22 protein-coding genes, 1 tRNA gene and 1 riboswitch are annotated in these 18,538 nt (G+C 75.9%); of the genes, 9 read left to right on the top strand and 14 right to left on the bottom strand.

The window, feature by feature from the left end:
• Positions 1-19 precede the first annotated feature (19 nt).
• The 6 genes from E9549_RS09680 to hemW form a co-directional block, all read right to left on the bottom strand.
• Positions 20-766, bottom strand: coding sequence for an ABC transporter permease (locus tag E9549_RS09680; protein ID WP_236826334.1), 747 nt, complete (start codon positions 764-766; stop codon positions 20-22).
• Complete coding sequence (locus E9549_RS09675) at positions 763-939, bottom strand: hypothetical protein (RefSeq protein WP_236826333.1); 177 nt, start codon at positions 937-939, stop codon at positions 763-765. The genes E9549_RS09680 and E9549_RS09675 overlap by 4 nt, the downstream gene beginning before the upstream one ends.
• Positions 936-1,691, bottom strand: a complete 756-nt coding sequence (locus E9549_RS09670; protein WP_236826332.1) for an ABC transporter ATP-binding protein — start codon at positions 1,689-1,691, stop codon at positions 936-938. The genes E9549_RS09675 and E9549_RS09670 overlap by 4 nt, the downstream gene beginning before the upstream one ends.
• Before the next feature lie 105 nt (positions 1,692-1,796).
• On the bottom strand, positions 1,797-2,111 hold the full coding sequence (locus tag E9549_RS09665) for a TraR/DksA C4-type zinc finger protein (RefSeq protein ID WP_236826331.1): 315 nt from the start codon (positions 2,109-2,111) through the stop codon (positions 1,797-1,799).
• 89 nt (positions 2,112-2,200) lie between these two features.
• Positions 2,201-2,356, bottom strand: a complete 156-nt coding sequence (locus E9549_RS09660; protein ID WP_236826330.1) for a hypothetical protein — start codon at positions 2,354-2,356, stop codon at positions 2,201-2,203.
• A 181-nt stretch (positions 2,357-2,537) separates the two neighbouring features.
• Complete coding sequence (hemW, locus tag E9549_RS09655) at positions 2,538-3,776, bottom strand: radical SAM family heme chaperone HemW (RefSeq protein WP_236826329.1); 1,239 nt, start codon at positions 3,774-3,776, stop codon at positions 2,538-2,540.
• Between the two features lie 49 nt (positions 3,777-3,825).
• Between hemW and E9549_RS09650 the strand changes: the two genes are divergently transcribed.
• A complete protein-coding gene (locus tag E9549_RS09650) occupies positions 3,826-4,614 on the top strand; it encodes an enoyl-CoA hydratase-related protein (RefSeq protein ID WP_236826328.1) in 789 nt (262 codons plus the stop codon).
• 143 nt (positions 4,615-4,757) lie between these two features.
• On the opposite strand, the gene E9549_RS09645 is transcribed toward E9549_RS09650, so the two are convergent.
• The 4 genes from E9549_RS09645 to E9549_RS09630 all read right to left on the bottom strand — a co-directional run bounded on the left by E9549_RS09645 (position 4,758) and on the right by E9549_RS09630 (position 8,471).
• Positions 4,758-5,132: a PH domain-containing protein gene (locus E9549_RS09645; protein WP_236826327.1), complete on the bottom strand. Its 375-nt coding sequence runs from the start codon at positions 5,130-5,132 to the stop codon at positions 4,758-4,760.
• A gap of 160 nt (positions 5,133-5,292) precedes the next feature.
• On the bottom strand, positions 5,293-7,038 hold the full coding sequence (selB, locus tag E9549_RS24110) for a selenocysteine-specific translation elongation factor (RefSeq protein ID WP_236826326.1): 1,746 nt from the start codon (positions 7,036-7,038) through the stop codon (positions 5,293-5,295).
• Positions 7,029-8,345, bottom strand: a complete 1,317-nt coding sequence (selA, locus tag E9549_RS09635) for an L-seryl-tRNA(Sec) selenium transferase (RefSeq protein WP_236826325.1) — start codon at positions 8,343-8,345, stop codon at positions 7,029-7,031. The genes selB and selA overlap by 10 nt, the downstream gene beginning before the upstream one ends.
• Positions 8,346-8,375: 30 nt before the next feature.
• Positions 8,376-8,471 (bottom strand) — tRNA-OTHER (locus tag E9549_RS09630).
• Positions 8,472-8,524: 53 nt separating this feature from the next.
• On the opposite strand from E9549_RS09630, the gene E9549_RS23305 reads away from it, so the two are divergent.
• The 4 genes from E9549_RS23305 to E9549_RS09610 all read left to right on the top strand — a co-directional run bounded on the left by E9549_RS23305 (position 8,525) and on the right by E9549_RS09610 (position 11,976).
• On the top strand, positions 8,525-9,112 hold the full coding sequence (locus tag E9549_RS23305) for a YafY family protein (protein ID WP_236826324.1): 588 nt from the start codon (positions 8,525-8,527) through the stop codon (positions 9,110-9,112).
• A 10-nt stretch (positions 9,113-9,122) separates the two neighbouring features.
• Positions 9,123-10,130 carry a selenide, water dikinase SelD gene (selD, locus tag E9549_RS09620; protein ID WP_236826323.1) on the top strand — a complete coding sequence of 336 codons (1,008 nt, stop codon included), beginning with the start codon at positions 9,123-9,125 and terminating at the stop codon, positions 10,128-10,130.
• Positions 10,131-10,358: 228 nt separating this feature from the next.
• Positions 10,359-10,952, top strand: coding sequence for a hypothetical protein (locus E9549_RS09615; protein ID WP_236826322.1), 594 nt, complete (start codon positions 10,359-10,361; stop codon positions 10,950-10,952).
• Between the two features lie 58 nt (positions 10,953-11,010).
• Complete coding sequence (locus E9549_RS09610) at positions 11,011-11,976, top strand: zinc-binding dehydrogenase (RefSeq protein WP_236826321.1); 966 nt, start codon at positions 11,011-11,013, stop codon at positions 11,974-11,976.
• A gap of 63 nt (positions 11,977-12,039) precedes the next feature.
• Here the strand turns inward: E9549_RS09610 and E9549_RS09605 are convergent, their stop codons facing one another.
• A complete protein-coding gene (locus tag E9549_RS09605) occupies positions 12,040-12,354 on the bottom strand; it encodes a multidrug efflux SMR transporter (protein WP_236826320.1) in 315 nt (104 codons plus the stop codon).
• Positions 12,355-12,365: 11 nt separating this feature from the next.
• A riboswitch (guanidine-III (ykkC-III) riboswitch) is annotated at positions 12,366-12,431 on the bottom strand.
• Positions 12,432-12,494: 63 nt separating this feature from the next.
• Between E9549_RS09605 and E9549_RS09600 the strand changes: the two genes are divergently transcribed.
• The gene (locus E9549_RS09600; protein ID WP_236826319.1) at positions 12,495-12,728 is read left to right on the top strand and encodes a helix-turn-helix domain-containing protein; all 234 of its coding nucleotides are present in this window, start codon (positions 12,495-12,497) and stop codon (positions 12,726-12,728) included.
• 112 nt (positions 12,729-12,840) lie between these two features.
• Positions 12,841-13,017, top strand: a complete 177-nt coding sequence (locus E9549_RS09595; RefSeq protein ID WP_236826318.1) for a hypothetical protein — start codon at positions 12,841-12,843, stop codon at positions 13,015-13,017.
• On the opposite strand, the gene E9549_RS09590 is transcribed toward E9549_RS09595, so the two are convergent.
• From E9549_RS09590 to lepA, 3 genes are all read right to left on the bottom strand, one after another.
• Entirely contained in the window at positions 12,995-14,740 is a 1,746-nt protein-coding gene (locus E9549_RS09590) for an MFS transporter (RefSeq protein WP_236826317.1), read from the bottom strand. The genes E9549_RS09595 and E9549_RS09590 overlap by 23 nt on opposite strands.
• A complete protein-coding gene (locus E9549_RS09585) occupies positions 14,709-15,413 on the bottom strand; it encodes an LppX_LprAFG lipoprotein (RefSeq protein WP_236826316.1) in 705 nt (234 codons plus the stop codon). The genes E9549_RS09590 and E9549_RS09585 overlap by 32 nt, the downstream gene beginning before the upstream one ends.
• Before the next feature lie 99 nt (positions 15,414-15,512).
• The gene (gene lepA / locus E9549_RS09580) at positions 15,513-17,342 is read right to left on the bottom strand and encodes a translation elongation factor 4 (RefSeq protein ID WP_236826315.1); all 1,830 of its coding nucleotides are present in this window, start codon (positions 17,340-17,342) and stop codon (positions 15,513-15,515) included.
• A 210-nt stretch (positions 17,343-17,552) separates the two neighbouring features.
• Here lepA and rpsT point away from each other — a divergent pair, with 210 nt between their 5' ends.
• Positions 17,553-17,813 (top strand): 30S ribosomal protein S20, encoded by a 261-nt coding sequence (rpsT, locus tag E9549_RS09575; protein WP_236826314.1) that lies wholly within the window; start codon positions 17,553-17,555, stop codon positions 17,811-17,813.
• A gap of 109 nt (positions 17,814-17,922) precedes the next feature.
• On the top strand, positions 17,923-18,516 hold the full coding sequence (locus E9549_RS09570) for an alpha/beta hydrolase (RefSeq protein ID WP_236826313.1): 594 nt from the start codon (positions 17,923-17,925) through the stop codon (positions 18,514-18,516).
• The last annotated feature ends 22 nt before the right edge of the window (positions 18,517-18,538 follow it).

The following is an 18,538-nucleotide window of genomic DNA, read 5'->3' as shown; positions in this document are numbered from 1 at the left end:
ACGCGCACGGTAGCCGGGCTCAGCCCGCGACCGCGTGCAGCGGCCGCTTCCGCGCGACGGAGACCGCCACGAACCCGAAGGCGGCCGTGAAGCCGGCCATCGCCAGGACCGCCCCGGCCGCCGGCCAGCCCCCGGTGGCCACGCCGCGGCCGAGCTCGGCGTACCAGTAGGAGGGCAGCGTGTAGGCCAGCCCGCGCATCGCCTCGGGCAGCATCTCCACCGGCCACCACAGCCCGCCGAGGGCCGCCAGCACGACGCCCAGGATGCCGATCGCCCCCCCGGCGGCCTTCTCGTCCAGCGCCAGCCCGACCAGCAGCCCCAGCGCCACGAAGGCCGCGGACCCGGCCCACAGGACCGCCAGCAGCGCCAGCCAGGTCCCGGCGGGCAGCTGCACCCCGTTGACTACCCGCCCGACGAACGCGACCACCAGCAGGCTCGGCAGGGCCAGCAGCACGCCGACGACGACGTCGACGGCGAACACCTGCGTCTGCGGCACCGGCGTGACCCGGAGCTGGCGCAGCCAGCCGGAGGCGCGGTCGAACGAGATGCGGATGGTCGCGCCCAGGGAGGCCCCGATGGCCCCGTAGGCCATCATCGAGACCATGATCGACGCCGAGATCTCCTGACGCTCGGCCATCCCCGGCATCTGCCCGCCGATGATCCTGGTCAGGAAGATCGTGAACAGCGCCGGCAGCAGCACGGTGAAGAAGACGAACTGCTTGTTGCGCGCCACCCGGCGCAGCTGGAAGGCGAGGAGCGGGTTCACCGGGTCGCTCCGATCGAGGTCTGCCGGCGGGCGGGGAGCAGGGAGAGGACGGCGTCCTCGAGGGAGGCGCCGCGCACCTCGAGGTCGGGCAGCCCGCCGTCGGCGAGCAGGGTGCGCAGGGTGGCGTCGGCGTCCGTGGTCGCCAGCCGGACGGTGCTGCCCTGCCAGGTCACCGCGCTGACCCCGGGGACGTCGTCGAACCGCCGCGCGGGGGCGGCGGTGAAGGAGACCGTGCGCCCGCCGGCGCCGGCCTTGATCTCGGCCGCCGTGCCGTCGGCGACGACGCGGCCACCGGCCACGAAACGACCACCACCCGGTCGGCGACGGCGTCGGCCTCGTCGAGGTGGTGGGTGGCGAAGACGACGGTGTGCCCGCGCCCGGCCAGGCCGCGCATCGTGGTCCAGAAGGCACGGCGGGCCTCGACGTCCATGGCCGAGGTCGGCTCGTCCAGGAGCAGCAGCGGCGGAGCGCCGACGAGCGCCAGAGCCAGCAGCACGCGCTGGCGCTGCCCGCCGGAGAGCGCCTCCACCGGCCGGTCGAGCAGGCCGTCGATGCCGGCGGTCGCGACCAGGTCCCCGAGCGGCCAGGTGCCCTCCCCCGCCGCCCGCCCGAAGCTCCGCCGCACCAGGTGCAGCACCTCGCCGACGCGGGTCTCGGTGGGCAGGCCGCCGTGCTGCAGCATCGCCCCGATGCTCCCGGCCCGGACGGCGTCGCGCGGGGTGCGGCCGAGCACCCGCACCTCGCCGGCCGCGGGATCGAGCAGGCCGAGGACGGCGTTCACCGTGGTGGACTTGCCGGCCCCGTTGGGCCCGAGCAGGGCGACGGTCTGACCGCGCGGGATGGTCAGGTCGAGGGAGTCGACGGCGACCGCGTCGCCGTAGCGGACGGTGAGCCCGCGGATGTCGAGGGCGGGTGCTGGAGGCATGCGCCGAGCCTGCTCCGCGGGCCGCCTGCCGGAGTAGTGCCGGACGTCGCCGGCCGCGTCTGACATCCGTCAGACGCGGCCGGCGACAGGCTCAGGTGACGAGGCTCAGGCGGCGGGGGTGCAGGCGACGCAGGTGCGCGCGAACGGGCGCAGCTCCAGCCGCTCCTCCGGGATCGCGGTGCCGCAGCCGGTGCAGCGGCCGTAGCTGCCGTCCTCGATGCGGGCCAGCGCGGCGTCGATCTCCTCGATGGTGCGCTGCAGGTCGGCGCTGCGGCGCTGGGCGACCGGATCGGGCACCGAGGTGGCGCACTCGGCGAGCGCCTCCTCGCGCTGCTGGACGGCCTCGGCGCGCTGCTCCTCCAGGAGGAGGCGGAAGCGGTCGGCCGGGGCGGCGGTCGGGTCGTCGATGCTGGCGGACATGCGTGCATCTCCTTCGGGGGAACGCTGGAGGACGCGGTCACCGGGTCGGTGGCGCGTCGGGGACGGGCGGTCGTGACCCGGCGGGCGGGTCAGGAGCGGCGCGGCGGGGCGCGGTCCTGGCTGCGGCGGAGGACGTCGAGGCCCCGGAGGCCGCGGGCGCGGCGGTTCATCGCGAGGGCGAGCCGCGCACCGCCGGACAGGGTGAAGGGCGGGTGCACGGAGGGGTGCGCTGCTGGTGCGGACACCGACGCCCCCCTCCGTGCCACCCGGCCTCGTTGCCGGAACGGGCACCATAACCGACGATCGCGTCTCGCATCGCACCCTTTCGGGTGATCGGTTCCGCAGCCGCTCCCCGGGAGCCCTCGAGCGGCCCCGTCCCCGTGGCTCGTCCCGGGCTCGCGCGGGATGAGGGGACGGGGTCCTCCCTCAATCGGTGAGGTCGCGGACGACCGCGTCGGCGAGCAGCCGGCCGCGGTCGGTCAGCACGGCGCGCCCCGCGGCGTGGGCACCGGGCTCGAGCAGCCCGCCGGCGACGGCCGCCGCGGCCCGGGTCCGCCCGGAGGCGGTGAGGGCGCTCAGCGGCAGCCCGTCGCGCAGGCGCAGCCCGAGCATCACCGCCTCGAGGGCCCGGTCGGCGTCGTCGAGCACCTCGGCGTCCTGCGCCGGGCTCTCGCCGCGGGCCAGCCGGTCGGCGTAGGCCGCGGGGTGCTTGACGTTCCACCAGCGCACACCACCGACGTGGCTGTGCGCGCCCGGCCCGACCCCCCACCAGTTCGCGTTGGCCCAGTACAGCTCGTTGTGCCGGCAGCGCGCTGCCGCGGAGGTGGCCCAGTTGGACACCTCGTACCACTCGAAGCCGGCGCGGCGCAGGGTCGCGTCGGCCTGCTCGTACCGGTCGGCGAGCACGTCGTCGTCGGGCATGGGCAGCTCCCCGCGCTTCACCCGGCGGGCGAGCTTGGTGCCCTCCTCCACGATGAGGGCGTAGGCGCTGACGTGGTCGACCGGCGAGGCCAGGACGGCGGCGAGCGAGGCCGCCCAGTCGGCGTCGGTCTCCCCCGGCGTGCCGTAGATCAGGTCGAGGTTGACGTGCTCGAAGCCGGCCGCGCGGGCCTCGTGCGCCGCCTCGACCGCGCGGCCGGGGGTGTGCCGCCGGTCCAGGGCGGCGAGCACGTGCGCTGCGGCCGACTGCATGCCGAGGCTCACGCGGGTGAAACCGGCCTCGCGCAGCCGGGCCAGCGACGCCGGGGACACCGTCTCGGGGTTGGCCTCGGTGGTCACCTCGACGTCGTCGGCGACGGGGAAGAGCGCCCGGACGGCGGCGAGCACCGCGGCGAGGTCGTCCGCGGGCAGCAGCGTGGGCGTGCCCCCGCCGACGAACACGGTCGACACCGTCGGGAGGTCCGGGCCGAGGGTGCGGGCGGCGCGCTGCAGCTCGGCGATCGCGGTGCCGGCGTACTGGCTGCGGTTGGCGCCCGGCCCGAGCTCCTCGGAGGTGTAGGTGTTGAAGTCGCAGTAGCCGCAGCGGGTCGCGCAGAAGGGGACGTGCACGTAGAGGCCGAACGGCGTGGTCGCGAGCCCCTCGCGGGCGCCGGCGGGGAGCCGGTCGGGGCCGGGCGAACCGGGGAGCGGGCCGGCGTCGTCGATCAGCGGCAGGACGGTGTTCATCTGCTCCCAGTGTGCCGCGCCGGCCCGCGGGGGCGGCAGGATGCCGGGCGTGACCTCCGACCGAGTGCTCCAGGTGTCCCTCTCGCGCGGCGTCGCCACCCTGACGCTGGACTCCCCCGCCAACCGCAACGCGCTCTCCCGCGCGATGCGGGCGCAGCTGCAGGAGGCGCTGGCCGACGCGCTGGCCGACGACGCGGCGCGGGTGGTCGTCCTCGACCACACCGGCCGGGTCTTCTGCTCGGGGATGGACCTCTCCGAGGCCGCCGGCGGCCCGTCGGAGAGCCAGGGGGTGCGGGAGTTCCCGGAGCTGCTGGAGCTGCTGTGGTCGGCGCCCAAGCCCGTCGTCGCGGTGGTGCGCGGCCCGGCCCGCGCCGGCGGGGTCGGGTTGCTGGCCGCCTGCGACGTCGTCGTCGCGGCGTCCTCGGCCACCTTCGGTTTCTCCGAGGTGCGCCTGGGCCTGGTGCCGGCGGTGATCTCCGCCGTCGTCCTGCCGCGGATGACGACGCACGTGGCGCACCGGCTGATGCTCAGCGGGGAGGTCTTCGACGCCGCGACCGCCGCCGCCGGCGGGCTGGTCGACCTGGTGGCCGACGACGACGACCTCGACGTGGTGCTCGCCGGGCAGCTCACCGCCCTGACCGCCGGCGCCCCGGCCGCCCTCGCCGAGACCAAGCGGCTGCTGCGGGCGCGCCAGCCGGGGCTCTCCTTCGAGCCGCTGCTCGACCTCTCGGCGCGCTTCTTCGCCGGCGAGGAGGGCCAGGAGGGGATCGCGGCGTTCCGCGAGAAGCGCCCCGCCCGCTGGGTGCCGGCCGCGGACGACCCGATCCCGGGCCGGTAGGGCTCTGCCCTCCCCGGGTGGGCACAGCACGACTGCAGGCAGGTCGCACACCGGTGGGTTCGGCAGGAGCGGGCCGGCCCCCGCAGCGCTCGTGCCCTGCCCAGGGTGGCGGGCAGGGCACGAGGTCGCCGGGCGCGGGACCGTCAGAGGACGTAGGTCGCGATCATCTGGCCGAGCCGCCGGATGTCGGCGTCGCCCTTGAACTCCAGGCGCACCTTGCCGAGACCGCTGAACCAGAGGTCCAGTTCGGCATCGAGGTCGAACGTGCCGGCCGTCTCGATCGAGAAGGCCTGCACCTTGCTGTAGGGCAGCGAGGTGAAGTCACGCTTCTTGCCGGTCATCCCCTGCACGTTGACGGCGATGAGCCGCTTGTCGGTGAAGACCACGAAGTCACGGACGGCCTTGAAGCAGGCCACGATCTGCTCACCGTGGATGAGCAGCGGCGCCACAGCCGGGCCGATGTCCTGGGGGTCGGCGACGTTGAGCTTGAAGACGGAACCGTTGGAGAAGTCGATCACCGGGGCACGGTAGGCCGCCGTGGGGCGCGGGTCCGGGTCACACGCCGGTCGGTGCCGGTGCTGGTGGAGGCGGTTCACGCAGCGGGCCGAGGCCTCCGTCCCCGGACGCTCTGCCTCTGAGTTCCCTGGCACCCAGAGGCAGAGCCCGGCCGAGGTGCACCTACCGGAGGCGGCGGGTGTTGTCGGGCAGCCGCTGGGTGACGCCCCGGCCGTCCAGCCACTCCATGAGCGGGACGGCGACCCGGCGGCTGGTGCCCCACGCTTGGCGGGCCTGGCTGAGCGTGAACGGCTGCGGCACCGCCGCCAGCCGCTCCCGCGCCACCGCCTCGACACCGGGCGCCAGGTAGACGCCCTCGCCCACGCGCACCAGCTGCCCGCTGCGCACCGCGGCGGCGAGCTCCCGGCTGCCCAGCCCGGCAGCCACCAGCTCCGGGGCCTCCGGCGCCGCGAAGGGGTCGGCGGTGAGCCGCGCGCGGACGGCGTCGACCGCCCGCTGCACCTCCGCCGGCAGCTCGGCCGCACCGTCGACGACCCGGCCCTCGCGCAGCACCAGCGGTTCGCGGACGAGCGCCGGCACCAGCTCCGCGTCGGGCACGTCCAGCGCCCGCCGCACCACCTCGGCCGGCGGCCCGGGCTCCAGCGGCCGGAGGCGCCGGTAGCGCGTCACGATCTCGGGCACCCGGGCGGCCAGCTCGTCGGCGAGCCCGGCGGCCAGCAACCACGGCCCGTGCCGCGTCGCCCCGGCCGGGACCGGCCAGCCCATCGCGGCGAAGTCGGCGGCGCGCACGATGCGGCGTCGGGCCAGGGCGGCGGAGGCGCCGTCCGCCCCGTCCGGCTGGGCGACGAGCTCGGCGGCCCGCCGGCGCGCGGCACCCCGGCGCCGCAGCTCGGGCGGGTCGACGTCGCGCACGTCGGCGCCGAGCACCCGCCGGGCCCCCGGGTCGCGCAGCAGCAGCCGGTCACCGATCCGCAGCGGCAGCGGCGAGGCCAGGCGCAGGCGCACCGCCGCGCCGTCGAGCGGGCGCAGCCGGGCACCCACGGTGGCCGAGCCGACGTGCACGACCGGGCCGGCGGGCAGCCGGTCGTCGGGCACCGCCGTCAGGGTCACGTCGACGACGTCGGTCAGCCGGAAGGCCCCGGGCGTGAGCAGCGCGTCGCCCCGGGCCAGCTCCTCGACGGCGACGCCGCGCAGGTTGAGCGCCACCCGCGCGGTGGCCTCGGCCCGCTCCACCGGCTCACCGAGGGACTGCACGCCGCGCACGGTCACCTCGCGGCCGCCCAGGACGAACCGGTCGCCGGCCGCGACGGCGCCGGCGGCGAGCGTGCCGGTGACCACGGTGCCGGCGCCCTTGATGGTGAAGGCGCGGTCGATCCACAGCCGCACGGGCCCGCCCGGGTCCGGAGCGGGCAGCCCGCCGAGCAGGTGCTCCAGCGCCGCGGTCAGCTCGGGCACGCCCTGCCCGGTCACCGCGCTGACCGCGATGCCGGTCACCTCACCCATCGACGTCGCGGCGAGCCGCTCGCGCACGTCGGCGAGCACCGGTGCCGGGTCGGCGAGGTCCGTCTTGGTGACGGCGAGCACCGCGTGCCGCACCCCCAGCGCGTCCAGGACGCCCACGTGCTCGGCGGTCTGCGCCGACCAGCCGTCGCCGGCCGCGACGACCACCAGCGCGGCCGGCGCCGAGCCGACGCCGGCGAGCATGTTGCCGACGAAGCGCTCGTGCCCGGGGACGTCGACCACCGCGAGCCGGCGCCCCGAGGGCAGCGTGGTCCACGCGAAGCCCAGGTCGATGGTGAGCCCGCGGCGGCGCTCCTCGGCCCACCGGTCGGGCTCCATGCCGGTGAGCGCCCGCACGAGCGCGGACTTGCCGTGGTCGACGTGGCCGGCCGTCGCGATCACGTCCACCGGCGCGCCACCTCCAGCACGGCGTCGGCGAGGGAGTCGTCGGCGTCCGGCGGGACGCTGCGCAGGTTCAGCAGCGTGCGGCCGTCCTCGACGTAGCCGACGACCGGGGTCCCGCCCAGCCGCAGCGGCTCGGCGAACTCCGGCGGCAGCGAGACGGCGGCGCCGGGCAGCGGGTGCTCGGGCGCCCCTCCCCCGCCCACGCGCGAGTCGGCGTCCACCGCGGCGGCCGCCACGCCGGCGGCGACGAGCCGGGCGGCCAGCGCACGCGCCCGCTCCCGCAGGCCGGCGACGTCGGCCGCGAGCATCCGCTGCACCGGCGGCAGCGGCCCGCGCAGCGTCGCCTCCAGCGCGGCCAGCGTCGTCTTGTCCACCCGGAAGGCCCGGTAGAGCGGGTGGCGGCGCAGCCGCTGCACGAGCTCCGCCCGGCCGAGCACGAGCCCCGCCTGGGGGCCGCCGAGGAGCTTGTCGCCGCTGGCCAGCACGAGGTCCGCGCCCGCGGCGAGCGTCGTCTGCAGGTCGGGCTCGTCGGGGAGCACCGGGTGCGGCCGGAGCAGGCCGGAGCCCACGTCGGCGACCAGCGGCACGCCGGTGCCCCGCAGCGCCGGCGCGAGCTCGCCGACCTCGACCGCCCGGGTGAACCCGCGCACGACGAAGTTCGACGGGTGCACCTTGAGGACCGCGCCGGTGGCCGGGCCCAGCGCGTCGCGGTAGTCGGCGAGCGCGACCCGGTTGGTGGTGCCGACCTCGCGCAGCCGGGCGCCGGTGCTCTCGAGCAGCTCGGGGATGCGGAAGCCGTCGCCGATCTCCACCAGCTCCCCCCGGGCGAGCACCAGCTCGCGACCCTGCCCCAGCGCGGTGGCCACCAGTGCGAGCGCGGCGGCGCAGTTGTTCACCACCAGCGCGGCCTCTGCCGCGGGGACCGCCTCCAGCAGGGCCGCGATCGCCGCCTCCCCCCGCGGGCCGCGGCGGCCGGTGCGAAGGTCCAGCTCGACGTCGGTGGTGCCGCTCGCCGCCAGCACCGCCTCGACCGCGGCCGCCGAGAGCGGCGCGCGGCCGAGGTTCGTGTGCACGACCACGCCGGTCGCGTTGAGCACGGGGCGCAGGCTGCCGGCCACGGGCGGGAGGTCGGCGAGGACGGCGTCGACGGCGTCCTCGGGTGCGAGCTCGCCCACCCGGATCCGCTGCTGGACACGCTGCACGGCAGCCTTGACCAGGACGCGTCCCAGCCGCTCGCCGGCCCCGGCCAGCCGGGGGTCGGCGAGGAGCGTGTCGGTCCGGGGCACCTGGCGGCGCTGGTCGGTCGTCATCGCCCCGCAGCGTAGGTGCGGGGCGGGGGCTGGCGGAGGCGGACGGGAATCGAACCCGCCTGGCCGAGATGCTCGGCCACGTCGGCTTTAGAGGCCGCGGGGGCCACCAGACACCCTGACGCCTCCGCGGGTGAGCCTACGGGGTGGAACTGTCGGAGGTCGCTGCCACCATCCGCGGCGTGAACCGCACCGAGCACCGCACCCCCGCCACGCTGCCGCCGGTCGCCCTCACGCCCGAGGAGGCGGCCGCCGTCGCCGCCGCGCTGGCCGCCCACCCCGAGGGCCCGTACGCGGCCGCCGGCCGGACCGCGCTGGAGAAGGTGCTGGGGGCGCTGGAGCCGGATCCGGCCCAGCGGGCGCGGCTGCTGGCGAGCAGCCGGCGCCTGGCCGCCGAGGCGGCGCTCGACGCCGAGGTGCGCCGCCGCGTGGAGCAGGGGCTCGGCGAGCAGCGGGTCCTGGTGCTCGGGTACCGCGACCGCGAGGGCCGCTCGTCGGAGCGGGCCGTGGAGCCGCAGCTGCTGGTCCGCGCCGGCGCGCACGAGTTCCTCCTGGCCTGGTGCCGGGAGCGCCACGAGCTGCGCTGGTTCCGGGCCGACCGGATCGGCGCCGCCGAGGTCACCGGGGAGCCGGCGCCGCGGCGCGACCTGACCGGTGTGGCGGCCCCGCCCTCGGCCGGGCACCCCGCCGGGCGGAAGCTGCCCCGGGCGGCACCTCCCCCGCTGCCCGGGCCACCCCGGCTCCGGGTGCTCCGCGGTGGCCGGGCCTAGATTCGGGTCCGTGACCACCGCACCCGCGCGCATCCGGCTCACCCAGTACGCCCACGGCGGGGGGTGCGCCTGCAAGATCCCGCCCGGCGAGCTCGAGGCGGTCGTGGCCGGGTTGACCGCGCAGGGGCCGGCCGACCCGGCCGCCGAGCTGGTCGTGGGGCTGGACGACGGCGACGACGCGGCGGTGGTCCGCATCGCCGGCGGGCAGGGCCTCGTGCTCACCACCGATTTCTTCACCCCGGTCGTCGACGACGCGTACACCTTCGGCCGGATCGCCGCGGCGAACGCGCTGTCCGACGTCTACGCGATGGGCGGCACCCCGGTGGTCGCCGTGAACCTGCTCGGCTGGCCCCGCGACCTGCTGCCCGCCGAGCTCGCCGCCGAGGTGCTGCGCGGTGGCCTCGAGGTGGCCCAGGAGGCCGGCTGCCACGTGGGCGGCGGGCACTCCATCGACGACCCCGAGCCCAAGTACGGCATGGCGGTCACCGGCGTGGTCGACGTCGACCGGCTGATCACCAACTCAGGGGCCAGGGCCGGCACACCGCTCACCCTGACCAAGCCCCTCGGGGTGGGGGTGCTCAACAGCCGCATGAAGGCCACCGGCGAGGTGTCGGAGGAGGCCGTCGCCGCGATGACCGCGCTCAACCGGGAGGCGGGGCGGGCCGCGGTCGCCGCCGGGATCCGCGCGGGCACCGACGTCACCGGCTTCGGCCTGCTCGGCCACCTCTACAAGATGGCGCGGGCCAGCGGGGTCACCGCCGTCGTCGACGCCGCTGCCGTCCCGTACCTGACCGGTGCGCGGGAGGCGCTGGCCGCGGGCTTCGTCTCCGGGGGCACGCGCCGCAACCTCGACTGGGTGCGCCCGCACGTCGACCTCGCCGCGGTGGACGAGGACGAGGCGCTGCTGCTGGCCGACGCGCAGACCTCCGGCGGGCTGCTGCTGGGCGGCGAGGTACCGGGCGCCCCGGTCATCGGCGAGTTCGTGCCGCGCCGGGAGCACGTCGTCGTCGTCCGCTGACAGCCCCGGGAGCATCGCAGCGGGCAACGAGCGGCCCTGTGGTCCGTCGCCGGGGCGCAGAGGGGACCGGAACTCGCCCGCTGGGGCAGCCGCGGCGAGTCCCGCGCGACGCGCCGCCGCCGGTGGGCCGGGCGCGCCGGCGGGCCTGGCACGACGGGGCCGCCGCTGCCACGCTCCCGCGCACGACGGGCGCCGAGAAGCCGGGCCCGGCATGCGAGGAGGACCGGGATGAGGGCGTCGAGGTCGCGTCGGGGGCTGGGCGTTCTGCTGCTGGCGGCCGCGGCGGGGCTGATGACGCCGGGACCGGCCGCGGCCGGGACCGAGGAGCGGATCGGCTTCGCCAGCAGCGGGCTCGACGGCACCGACCCCCGCAACGGTCGCACCCTGCACGCCGTCCTGGAGGTCTTCGACCCGCCGGCCGAACCGGCGTTCGGGGTCACCGACTTCTTCGTGGGCGGCCCGCTGCCCGGCGGCGGTGGCGAGGGCGTCCTCTACGAGTGCACGACCGAGGCCCGGGTGCGGGCCCGGCTCGACGGGCTGCGCTCCGCGGGCGCGGGCGGAGTCCTGCCCCTCATCTGCTCCTCCCCCGTCGGCCTGCCCGACCGGGAGGGCTACGCGGTCGTGGGCATGGCCTGGCACGGGACCGGGCCGGTGACGCGGCACGTCTTCGACCGGGGCGAGTGCACCGAGCACCTCGACGTCCGCGCCGCCCGGGTCGCCGGTGGGGTCCGCCTGGTGGTGCCCGACGTCGCGGTGGGCCGGCTGGTCAACGTCGACCCCGCGGAGAGCGAACTGCGCCAGCAACGGGTGGTCTGCGGCTGACGCAGCCGGCCGGGTGTCCGTGTCGCCCTCGGCTCGGGCATGTCATAGCGTCCCGATCATGCTGGCTGCCTTCGTCTCCACCCCTGCCCCGAAGGATCCGCTCTCCGTGCTGGAGATCGGGGAGCGCCCCGAGCCCGAGGCGCCCGACGGCTGGACGACGATCCAGGTCAAGGCGGTGTCGCTCAACCACCACGACCTGTTCAGCCTCCAGGGCATCGGGCTGCCCGCCGAGCGGATGCCGATGATCCTCGGCACCGACGCCGCGGGGATCGACGAGGACGGCAACGAGGTCGTCGTCCACGGCGTCATCTCCACGCCCGACTGGATGGGCGACGAGACCCTCGACCCGAAGCGGTCGCTGCTGTCGGAGGTGCACCAGGGCTCGATGGCGGAGAAGGTCGCCGTCCCCCGGCGCAACCTGCTGCCCAAGCCGGCCGAGCTCTCCTTCGCCGAGGCCGCCTGCCTGCCCACCGCCTGGCTGACCGCCTACCGGATGCTGTTCGTGAAGTCCGGGCTGCGGCCGGGGCAGACCGTCCTGGTGCAGGGCGCCAGCGGCGGGGTGGCGACGGCGCTCATCGTGCTCGGCCGCGCCGCCGGCTACCGCATCTGGGTCACCGGCCGCAGCGAGGAGAAGCGGGCCGCGGCGCTGGCGCTCGGCGCCGAGCAGGCCTTCGAGAGCGGCGCGCGGCTGCCCGAGCGGGTCGACGGCGTGATGGAGACCGTCGGCGAGGCGACCTGGGGCCACAGCATCAAGTCGCTCAAGCCCGGCGGCGTGCTCGTCACCTCCGGCGCCACCACCGGCTTCAACCCCGGGGCGGAGCTCAACCGGGTCTTCTTCACCCAGCTGTCGGTCATCGGCTCCACGATGGGGACGAAGTCCGAGCTCGAGGCACTGATCCGGATGTGCGCCGTCACCGGCGTCCGCCCGCAGATCGACGTCGAGCTGCCGCTGGCCGACGCCCGGGAGGGCTTCGCGCGGATGCTCGAGGGCCGCACCAACGGGAAGATCGTCTTCACCCTCTGAGGCGGGCGGCGGTGTGCGCGGGCGCGCAGTTCCCAGCGGGGAACCGCGCGCCGGCGCCCACCGTCAGTGCACGATCTTGAGGCCGACGACGCAGCCGACGATGCCGGCCAGCAGCAGCACCCGCACCAGTGACACCGGCTCCACGCCGGTGACCATCGCGTAGGCGACGGTCAGCACCGCGCCGATGCCCACCCACACCGCGTAGGCGGTGCCCAGCGGCAGCTCGCGCATGGCGAAGGCGAGCCCGCCCATGCTCGCGACCAGGGCGACACCGAAGACCACCGAGGGCACCAGCCGGGTGAACCCGTGGGACCGGTCGAGCGCCGCCGCCCACACCGCCTCCAGCACCCCGGACAGCACCAGCACCAACCACGACATCGCGGGCCCCTCTGGCGCCGTCTTGTCGCACACCGGGTACGGCACCGCTCGTCCGGGAGCCGGGAAGGCGGCTCCCCTCCACCATCGCACGTGTCAATTGCGGTTGACATCGGGGCCGCGCGCACCTTGGGTCGACAGCCGTGGCGGACGCGGCGCAGGTGGCCACGGCGGCCGGCAGCGAGGACCCGGCGGTGGGGCTCGCCGCGGTGCGCTCCCTGCGGGTCCTCGTCGAGCGGCTCGAGGCGCTCCAGGTCGGCAACGCCCGCGACCTGGGCTGGACGTGGGAGCAGATCGCGCAGGAGCTGGGCGTCAGCCGCCAGGCGGTGCACAAGAAGCACGCGGGCGGTCGCGGGCCGCTCCGACGGAGGGACTGACCTGGACGCCGCCCGGGGCCGGGTCGAGAGGAGTCCGGACCCGGCGCGCTCGACGGCCCACGAGGCAGCTCACCCGGCGGGCACATCCCCTTCGCCCCGCGGGCCAGAAAAGGTGCTGGGGCTCGCGCAGCGCGAGGCTCTCGCCCCCGAGTCGCGCACCCTCACCGACGGGCACATCGCACTCGGCCCGATCCGCGAGGGGCAGGGGGCTGGCCATGGAGTGCTGCACGACCGCGGCGCGGACGTCCCGGCGCTGCGCGACGACCTCAGGCTCGCGCTGGACTCCTGACCGGCGCGCCGCGCAGCAGGAGCAGGGCGGCCGCCGCGGCCAGCGCGGCCGCGACCGCGGCCCCGGCGAAGACGGTGTGCAGCTGGGTCAGCACCGCCGCCTCGGTGGCGGCGTCGTACGCCGGGCAGTCGGCCGGGCTCGCGGGGCACAGCTCCACGGGGCTGCCGATGGCCGCCACCTCGGCCGTGAACCGGCGCAGCGCCACGGCCGTCAGCAGCGACAAGCCGGCCAGCATGCCGACGGTCCGGGCCACGACGGCCAGCGAGCTGGCGCTCCCGTGCACCCGCGGCGGGGTGACGGCCAGCAGCACCGCGTTGACCGGCGCGATCGCGAGGCCGAACCCGAGCCCCGCCGCGACCAGGACGGCGGTCGACCACGCCCCGTCCAGCGACCGCTCGTCCCACCCCGTCATCGCGGCGAAGGCGGCCGCCGCCAGGGCCATCCCGGCGCCGGCGACGACGCGGGGGGCGACCACCCGGCACAGCCAGCCCCCGGTCACCGCCCCGACCGGCACGGCGACCAGCAGCCGCAGGAGCACCAGGGCCGCACCGAGCTGGTCGCCCGGCGTCGTGGTCGCGCGCGCGAACAGGGGGACGTCGACGAGCGCGGCGACCAGGGCGGCGCCCACGAAGAGGTTCACCACCAGCGCCCCCCACGCCCCCACCGGCCGGAGCGCGGCGAGCGGCAGCACCGGTGCGACGGCGCGCCGCTCGTGCAGCACGAACAGGACGCCGGCGAGGGCGGCCAGCGGCAGCAGCACCCACCCGTGGGCGACCACCTCGCGGGCCGGGTCGGCGGCGGCGAAAGCCCACACCAGGGCGCCGAGCGCGACGACGGCGAGCAGCGAGCCGACGACGTCCACCTCCCGCGCCAGCCGGCCGAGCCCGCCCAGCGGCAGCACCGCGCCCGCAGGCTGCGCCAGGCTGCGCGCGACCAGGAGCACCCCCAGCACGACGGTGACCAGCAGCAGGGGCCCCGTCCACGCCGATCGGTCCAGCAGCGGGACCCAGAGCAGGCCGAGGGTGACGTCCTCGGCCAGCGCGGGCGGCTCGGCCAGCAGCAGCCCCAGCGCGAGGACCGTGAGCGCGGCGAGCCCGAGCCCGACCGGGTCGGGCCGGCGGACCCGCCCGGTGACGACGACGCCCACCGCCAGCGCCACCCCGAGCAGCAGGTTGAGCCAGAAGATGGCGCGCCAGTCCGCCACCGCGAGCACGGCGGCACCCGCCAGCGGACCGAGCACCGCGCCGGCCTCCTGCACGGCGCCCACCACGCCGAGCGGGACCGCCCGGCGCTCGGGTGACCACCGGTCGGCGACCAGCGCCAGCGTGGCCGGCACCAGCCCGCCCGCGCCGATGCCCTGCAGACCGCGCCCGGCGACGGCCGGGCCGAGCGTCTCCGCCGTCGCCGTCAGCAGCGAGCCGAGGGCGAACAGCAGCAGGCAGCCGACGAGCACCGGGGCCCGCCCGCGCAGGTCGGCCAGCCGGCCCAGCAGCGGCAGCGTCGCGGTGTACCCGAGCAGGAAGCCGCCGACGATGGGCGTCGCCCTCTGCAGCTCGTCCAGCCCCACCCCGACGCCGGTGAGGATGTCGGGGAGGGCGAGGACGACGACGTAGGTGTCGGCCGCCGTGACGAGCACGGCGAGGGTGGCGAGGACGATCGCGGCGAGACCCGGGACCGCCCGGGCGCCGGGCTCAGCCGGTGGCCGGTGCGCTGATCTCGACATCGGCCCCGAAGTCGCTGAGCTCGAGGATGTAGGTGGCGTCGGTACCGGCCTCGAAGAACGGGCCGGTCAGCTCGGCGCGGCGCAGCTCGCCGCTGTCGGTGGCGACGGAGAACCGGGCCTGCACCGGCTGCTCCGGGTCCTGGCTGGTGAGGAGCTGCTGCACCAGGTCACCGGGCAGCTCGGCGGTGACCTCACGGACCACCGCGCCCTCCACCCGGCGCTCCTCCCCCAGCTCGGCGCCCTCCGCCTCGACGAGCAGCTGCGAGATGCCGGTCTCCGGGTCGAGCAGGGCGCCGGGGTCGCCGATGCCGAACTGCGCCGGGTCGATGACGCTGAAGCCGCTGGTGAAGGGCAGCTGCGCGTAGACGGTGCCGCCGACCGACACGACCTCCAGGTCGAGGCTCGCCCCGGCCGCCAGCACCTGCAGCGTGCCGTCGAAGGATGCCGGGCGGGCCATGTCGCCCTCCCCGCCCACCAGCACGGTGCCGGTGCTCGGCGCCCCCTCGCTGCCCAGCACGAAGTGCACGGTCTCCGCCCCATCGAGGGTCTGCTTGGCCCGCGCGAGCAGGGCGGTCGCCGACTCGGCGGGCTCCTCGGAGCCGCAGGCGGCGAGCACGGGACCGGCCAGCAGGGCCAGCGCCAGCAGCGGCGCGCCCGTCCGGCGCAGCAGCATGACGTCCTCCCGTCGCGGCGGGACTCCCCCGGCCGTCGCGGCGGACACTAGCGCGCCGGGGTCACACCGCGGCGGCGCTCCGGGCGGCGATCCGCGCGGTCACTTCTTGGAGGCGGTGGACTCGTTCGTGGAGAGCGCCGCCACGAAGGCCTCCTGCGGGACCTCGACGCGGCCGACCATCTTCATCCGCTTCTTGCCCTCCTTCTGCTTCTCCAGCAGCTTCCGCTTGCGGGTGATGTCACCGCCGTAGCACTTGGCGAGGACGTCCTTGCGGATGGCGCGCACGGTCTCGCGGGCGATGACCCGCGAGCCGACGGCGGCCTGGATGGGCACCTCGAACTGCTGCCGCGGGATGAGCTCGCGCAGCTTGCCGGCCATCATGACGCCGTAGCTGTAGGCCTTGTCCTTGTGCACGATCGCGCTGAACGCGTCGACGGCCTCGCCCTGGAGCAGGATGTCCACCTTGACCAGGGCGGACTCCTGCTCGCCGGCCTCCTGGTAGTCCAGCGAGGCGTAGCCGCGGGTGCGCGACTTCAACGCGTCGAAGAAGTCGAAGATGATCTCGCCGAGGGGCAGCGTGTAGCGCAGCTCGACCCGGGACTCCGACAGGTAGTCCATCCCGCCGAGCTGGCCGCGCCGGCTCTGGCAGAGCTCCATGATGGCGCCGGTGTAGTCGCTGGGCGCGATGATGGTGGCGTTGACGATCGGCTCGTAGACGGTGTCGATCTTGCCCTCGGGCCAGTCGCTCGGGTTGGTCACCGTGATCTCGGAGCGGTCCTCCATGACCACGCGGTAGACGACGTTCGGCGCGGTGGAGATCAGGCTGATCCCGGCCTCGCGCTCCAGCCGCTCGCGGACGATCTCCAGGTGCAGCAGGCCGAGGAAGCCGACGCGGAAGCCGAAGCCCAGGGCCGCCGACGTCTCGGGCTCGTAGGTGAGCGCGGCGTCGTTGAGCAGCAGCTTGTCCAGCGCCTCGCGCAGCAGCGGGTAGTCGCTGCCGTCGATCGGGTAGAGGCCGGAGTACACCATCGGCTTCGGGTCGCTGTAGCCGCCGATCGGCTCGGCCGCCGGCTTGTGCTGCAGGGTGACGGTGTCACCGACCCGGGACTGGCGGACGTCCTTCACCCCGGTGATGAAGTAGCCCACCTCGCCGACGCTGAGGCCCTCGACCGGCTTCGGCTCGGGCGAGATCACCCCGATCTCCAGGAGCTCGTGCGTGGCACCGGTGGACATCATCTTGATCCGCTCGCGCGAGGAGATCTTGCCGTCGACCACCCGGACGTAGGTGATGACGCCGCGGTAGATGTCGTAGACGGAGTCGAAGATCATCGCGCGGGCGGGGGCGTCGGCGTCGCCGACCGGGGCCGGGATCTCCTGCACGATGCGGTCGAGCAGCGCGGGGACGCCCTCACCGGTCTTGCCGCTGACCCGGAGGACGTCGTCCGGGTCGCAGCCGATGATGTGGGCGATCTCGGCGGCGTACTTCTCGGGCTGCGCCGCGGGCAGGTCGATCTTGTTGAGGACCGGGATGATCGTGAGGTCGTTCTCCAGCGCCAGGTACAGGTTGGCCAGCGTCTGCGCCTCGATGCCCTGGGCGGCGTCGACCAGCAGGACCGCCCCCTCGCAGGCGGCCAGCGACCGGGACACCTCGTAGGTGAAGTCGACGTGCCCCGGGGTGTCGATCATGTCGAGGACGTACTCGGTGTCCCCGACGGTCCACGGCAGGCGGACGTTCTGCGCCTTGATGGTGATGCCGCGCTCACGCTCGATGTCCATGCGGTCGAGGTACTGGGCGCGCATCTGCCGTGCCTCGATGATCCCGGTGACTTCCAGCATCCGGTCGGCCAGCGTCGACTTGCCGTGGTCGATGTGGGCGATGATGCAGAAGTTCCGGATGCGGGCCGGGTCGGTGGCAGCAGGAGTCGTCACAGTGCCGCCATCGTCCCACGTCCGCGCCCCGGGTCGTAGGCGGGCGGGACCGCCGCGTCGTGCCGGATGTGCCGGACGTCGCCGGACGGCGGGTTGGGGCTGCCGACGGGGCGCTGGTATCTTTGCAGGCCGGTCCTGTGGCGCACGCCGCCCGGACGCACGAACGACTGTCAGAAGAACTCCCTCCTGTCGAGACACCGAGGCTCACGCGTGGCGAACATCAAGTCCCAGATGAAGCGGATCAAGACCAACGAGAAGGCGCGCCAGCGCAACGTTGCCGTCAAGTCCGCCCTGAAGACGGCCGTCCGGCGGGTGCGCACCGCCGCCGAGTCGGGGGACGCCGCGGCCGCGACCGCCGCCTACCAGGCCGCCGCCAAGCAGCTGGACAAGGCCGCCAGCAAGGGCGTCATCCACAAGAACCAGGCCGCCAACCGCAAGTCGGGTCTGGCGAAGCTCACCGCCGGTCTCTGACCGGGCCGCGCCCACCGGGCGCACCCGCTCGACGACGAGCCCCCTCCCCTCGCGGGACGGGGGCTCGTCGCGTTCCCGCCCGCCCGCAGCACGCCCCGAAGGACCGCCCGTGACCTCCCCCGGCCGCCGCTTCCTCGTCCTGCACGGGTGGCAGAACCACCGGCCCGCGCACCACTGGCAGTGGCAGCTGGTGGAGTCCCTGCGCCGCGCCGGCGAGCTGGTCCTGTACCCGCAGTTCCCCGAGCCCGACCGGCCGGTGCTCGCCACCTGGAGCGAGCTGCTGCGTGCCGAGCTGGCCCAGCTGGGCGACGGGGAGCGCGTCGTCGTCGCGCACTCGCTCGCCGTGCCGCTGTGGCAGCACACGGCCTCGCTGCTGGCTCCGGCCGAGCGGGTGGACCGGGTGCTGCTGGTGGCCCCGCCGGCGCCCGAGGTGCTGGCCGGCCACCCGGAGGTGGCCGCCTTCGCCGCGATCCGCCCCGATGCGGACGCGCTGTGCCACGCTGCCGCGTCGGTGCGCCTGGTGGCGAGCGACGACGACCCGTACTGGCCCGGCGCCGGCGCGGTGCCCGTCTACGGGGCGCTCGGCGTCGAGACCGACCTGCTGCCGGGCCAGGCGCACCTCGACCCCGAGGCCGGGTACGGGCGGTGGCCCGCCGTCGAGCAGTGGTGCCTGGACCCGGCGACCCGCCTCTCCCCCCGCTGAGCAGTCCCCCCAGCCGACCGGC

Source organism: Blastococcus sp. MG754426 (genome assembly GCF_021699055.1).
Lineage (GTDB): Bacteria > Actinomycetota > Actinomycetes > Mycobacteriales > Geodermatophilaceae > Blastococcus.
Note: the sequence above shows the minus strand (reverse complement) of the source record. Positions and strands in the feature narration are given on the sequence as shown.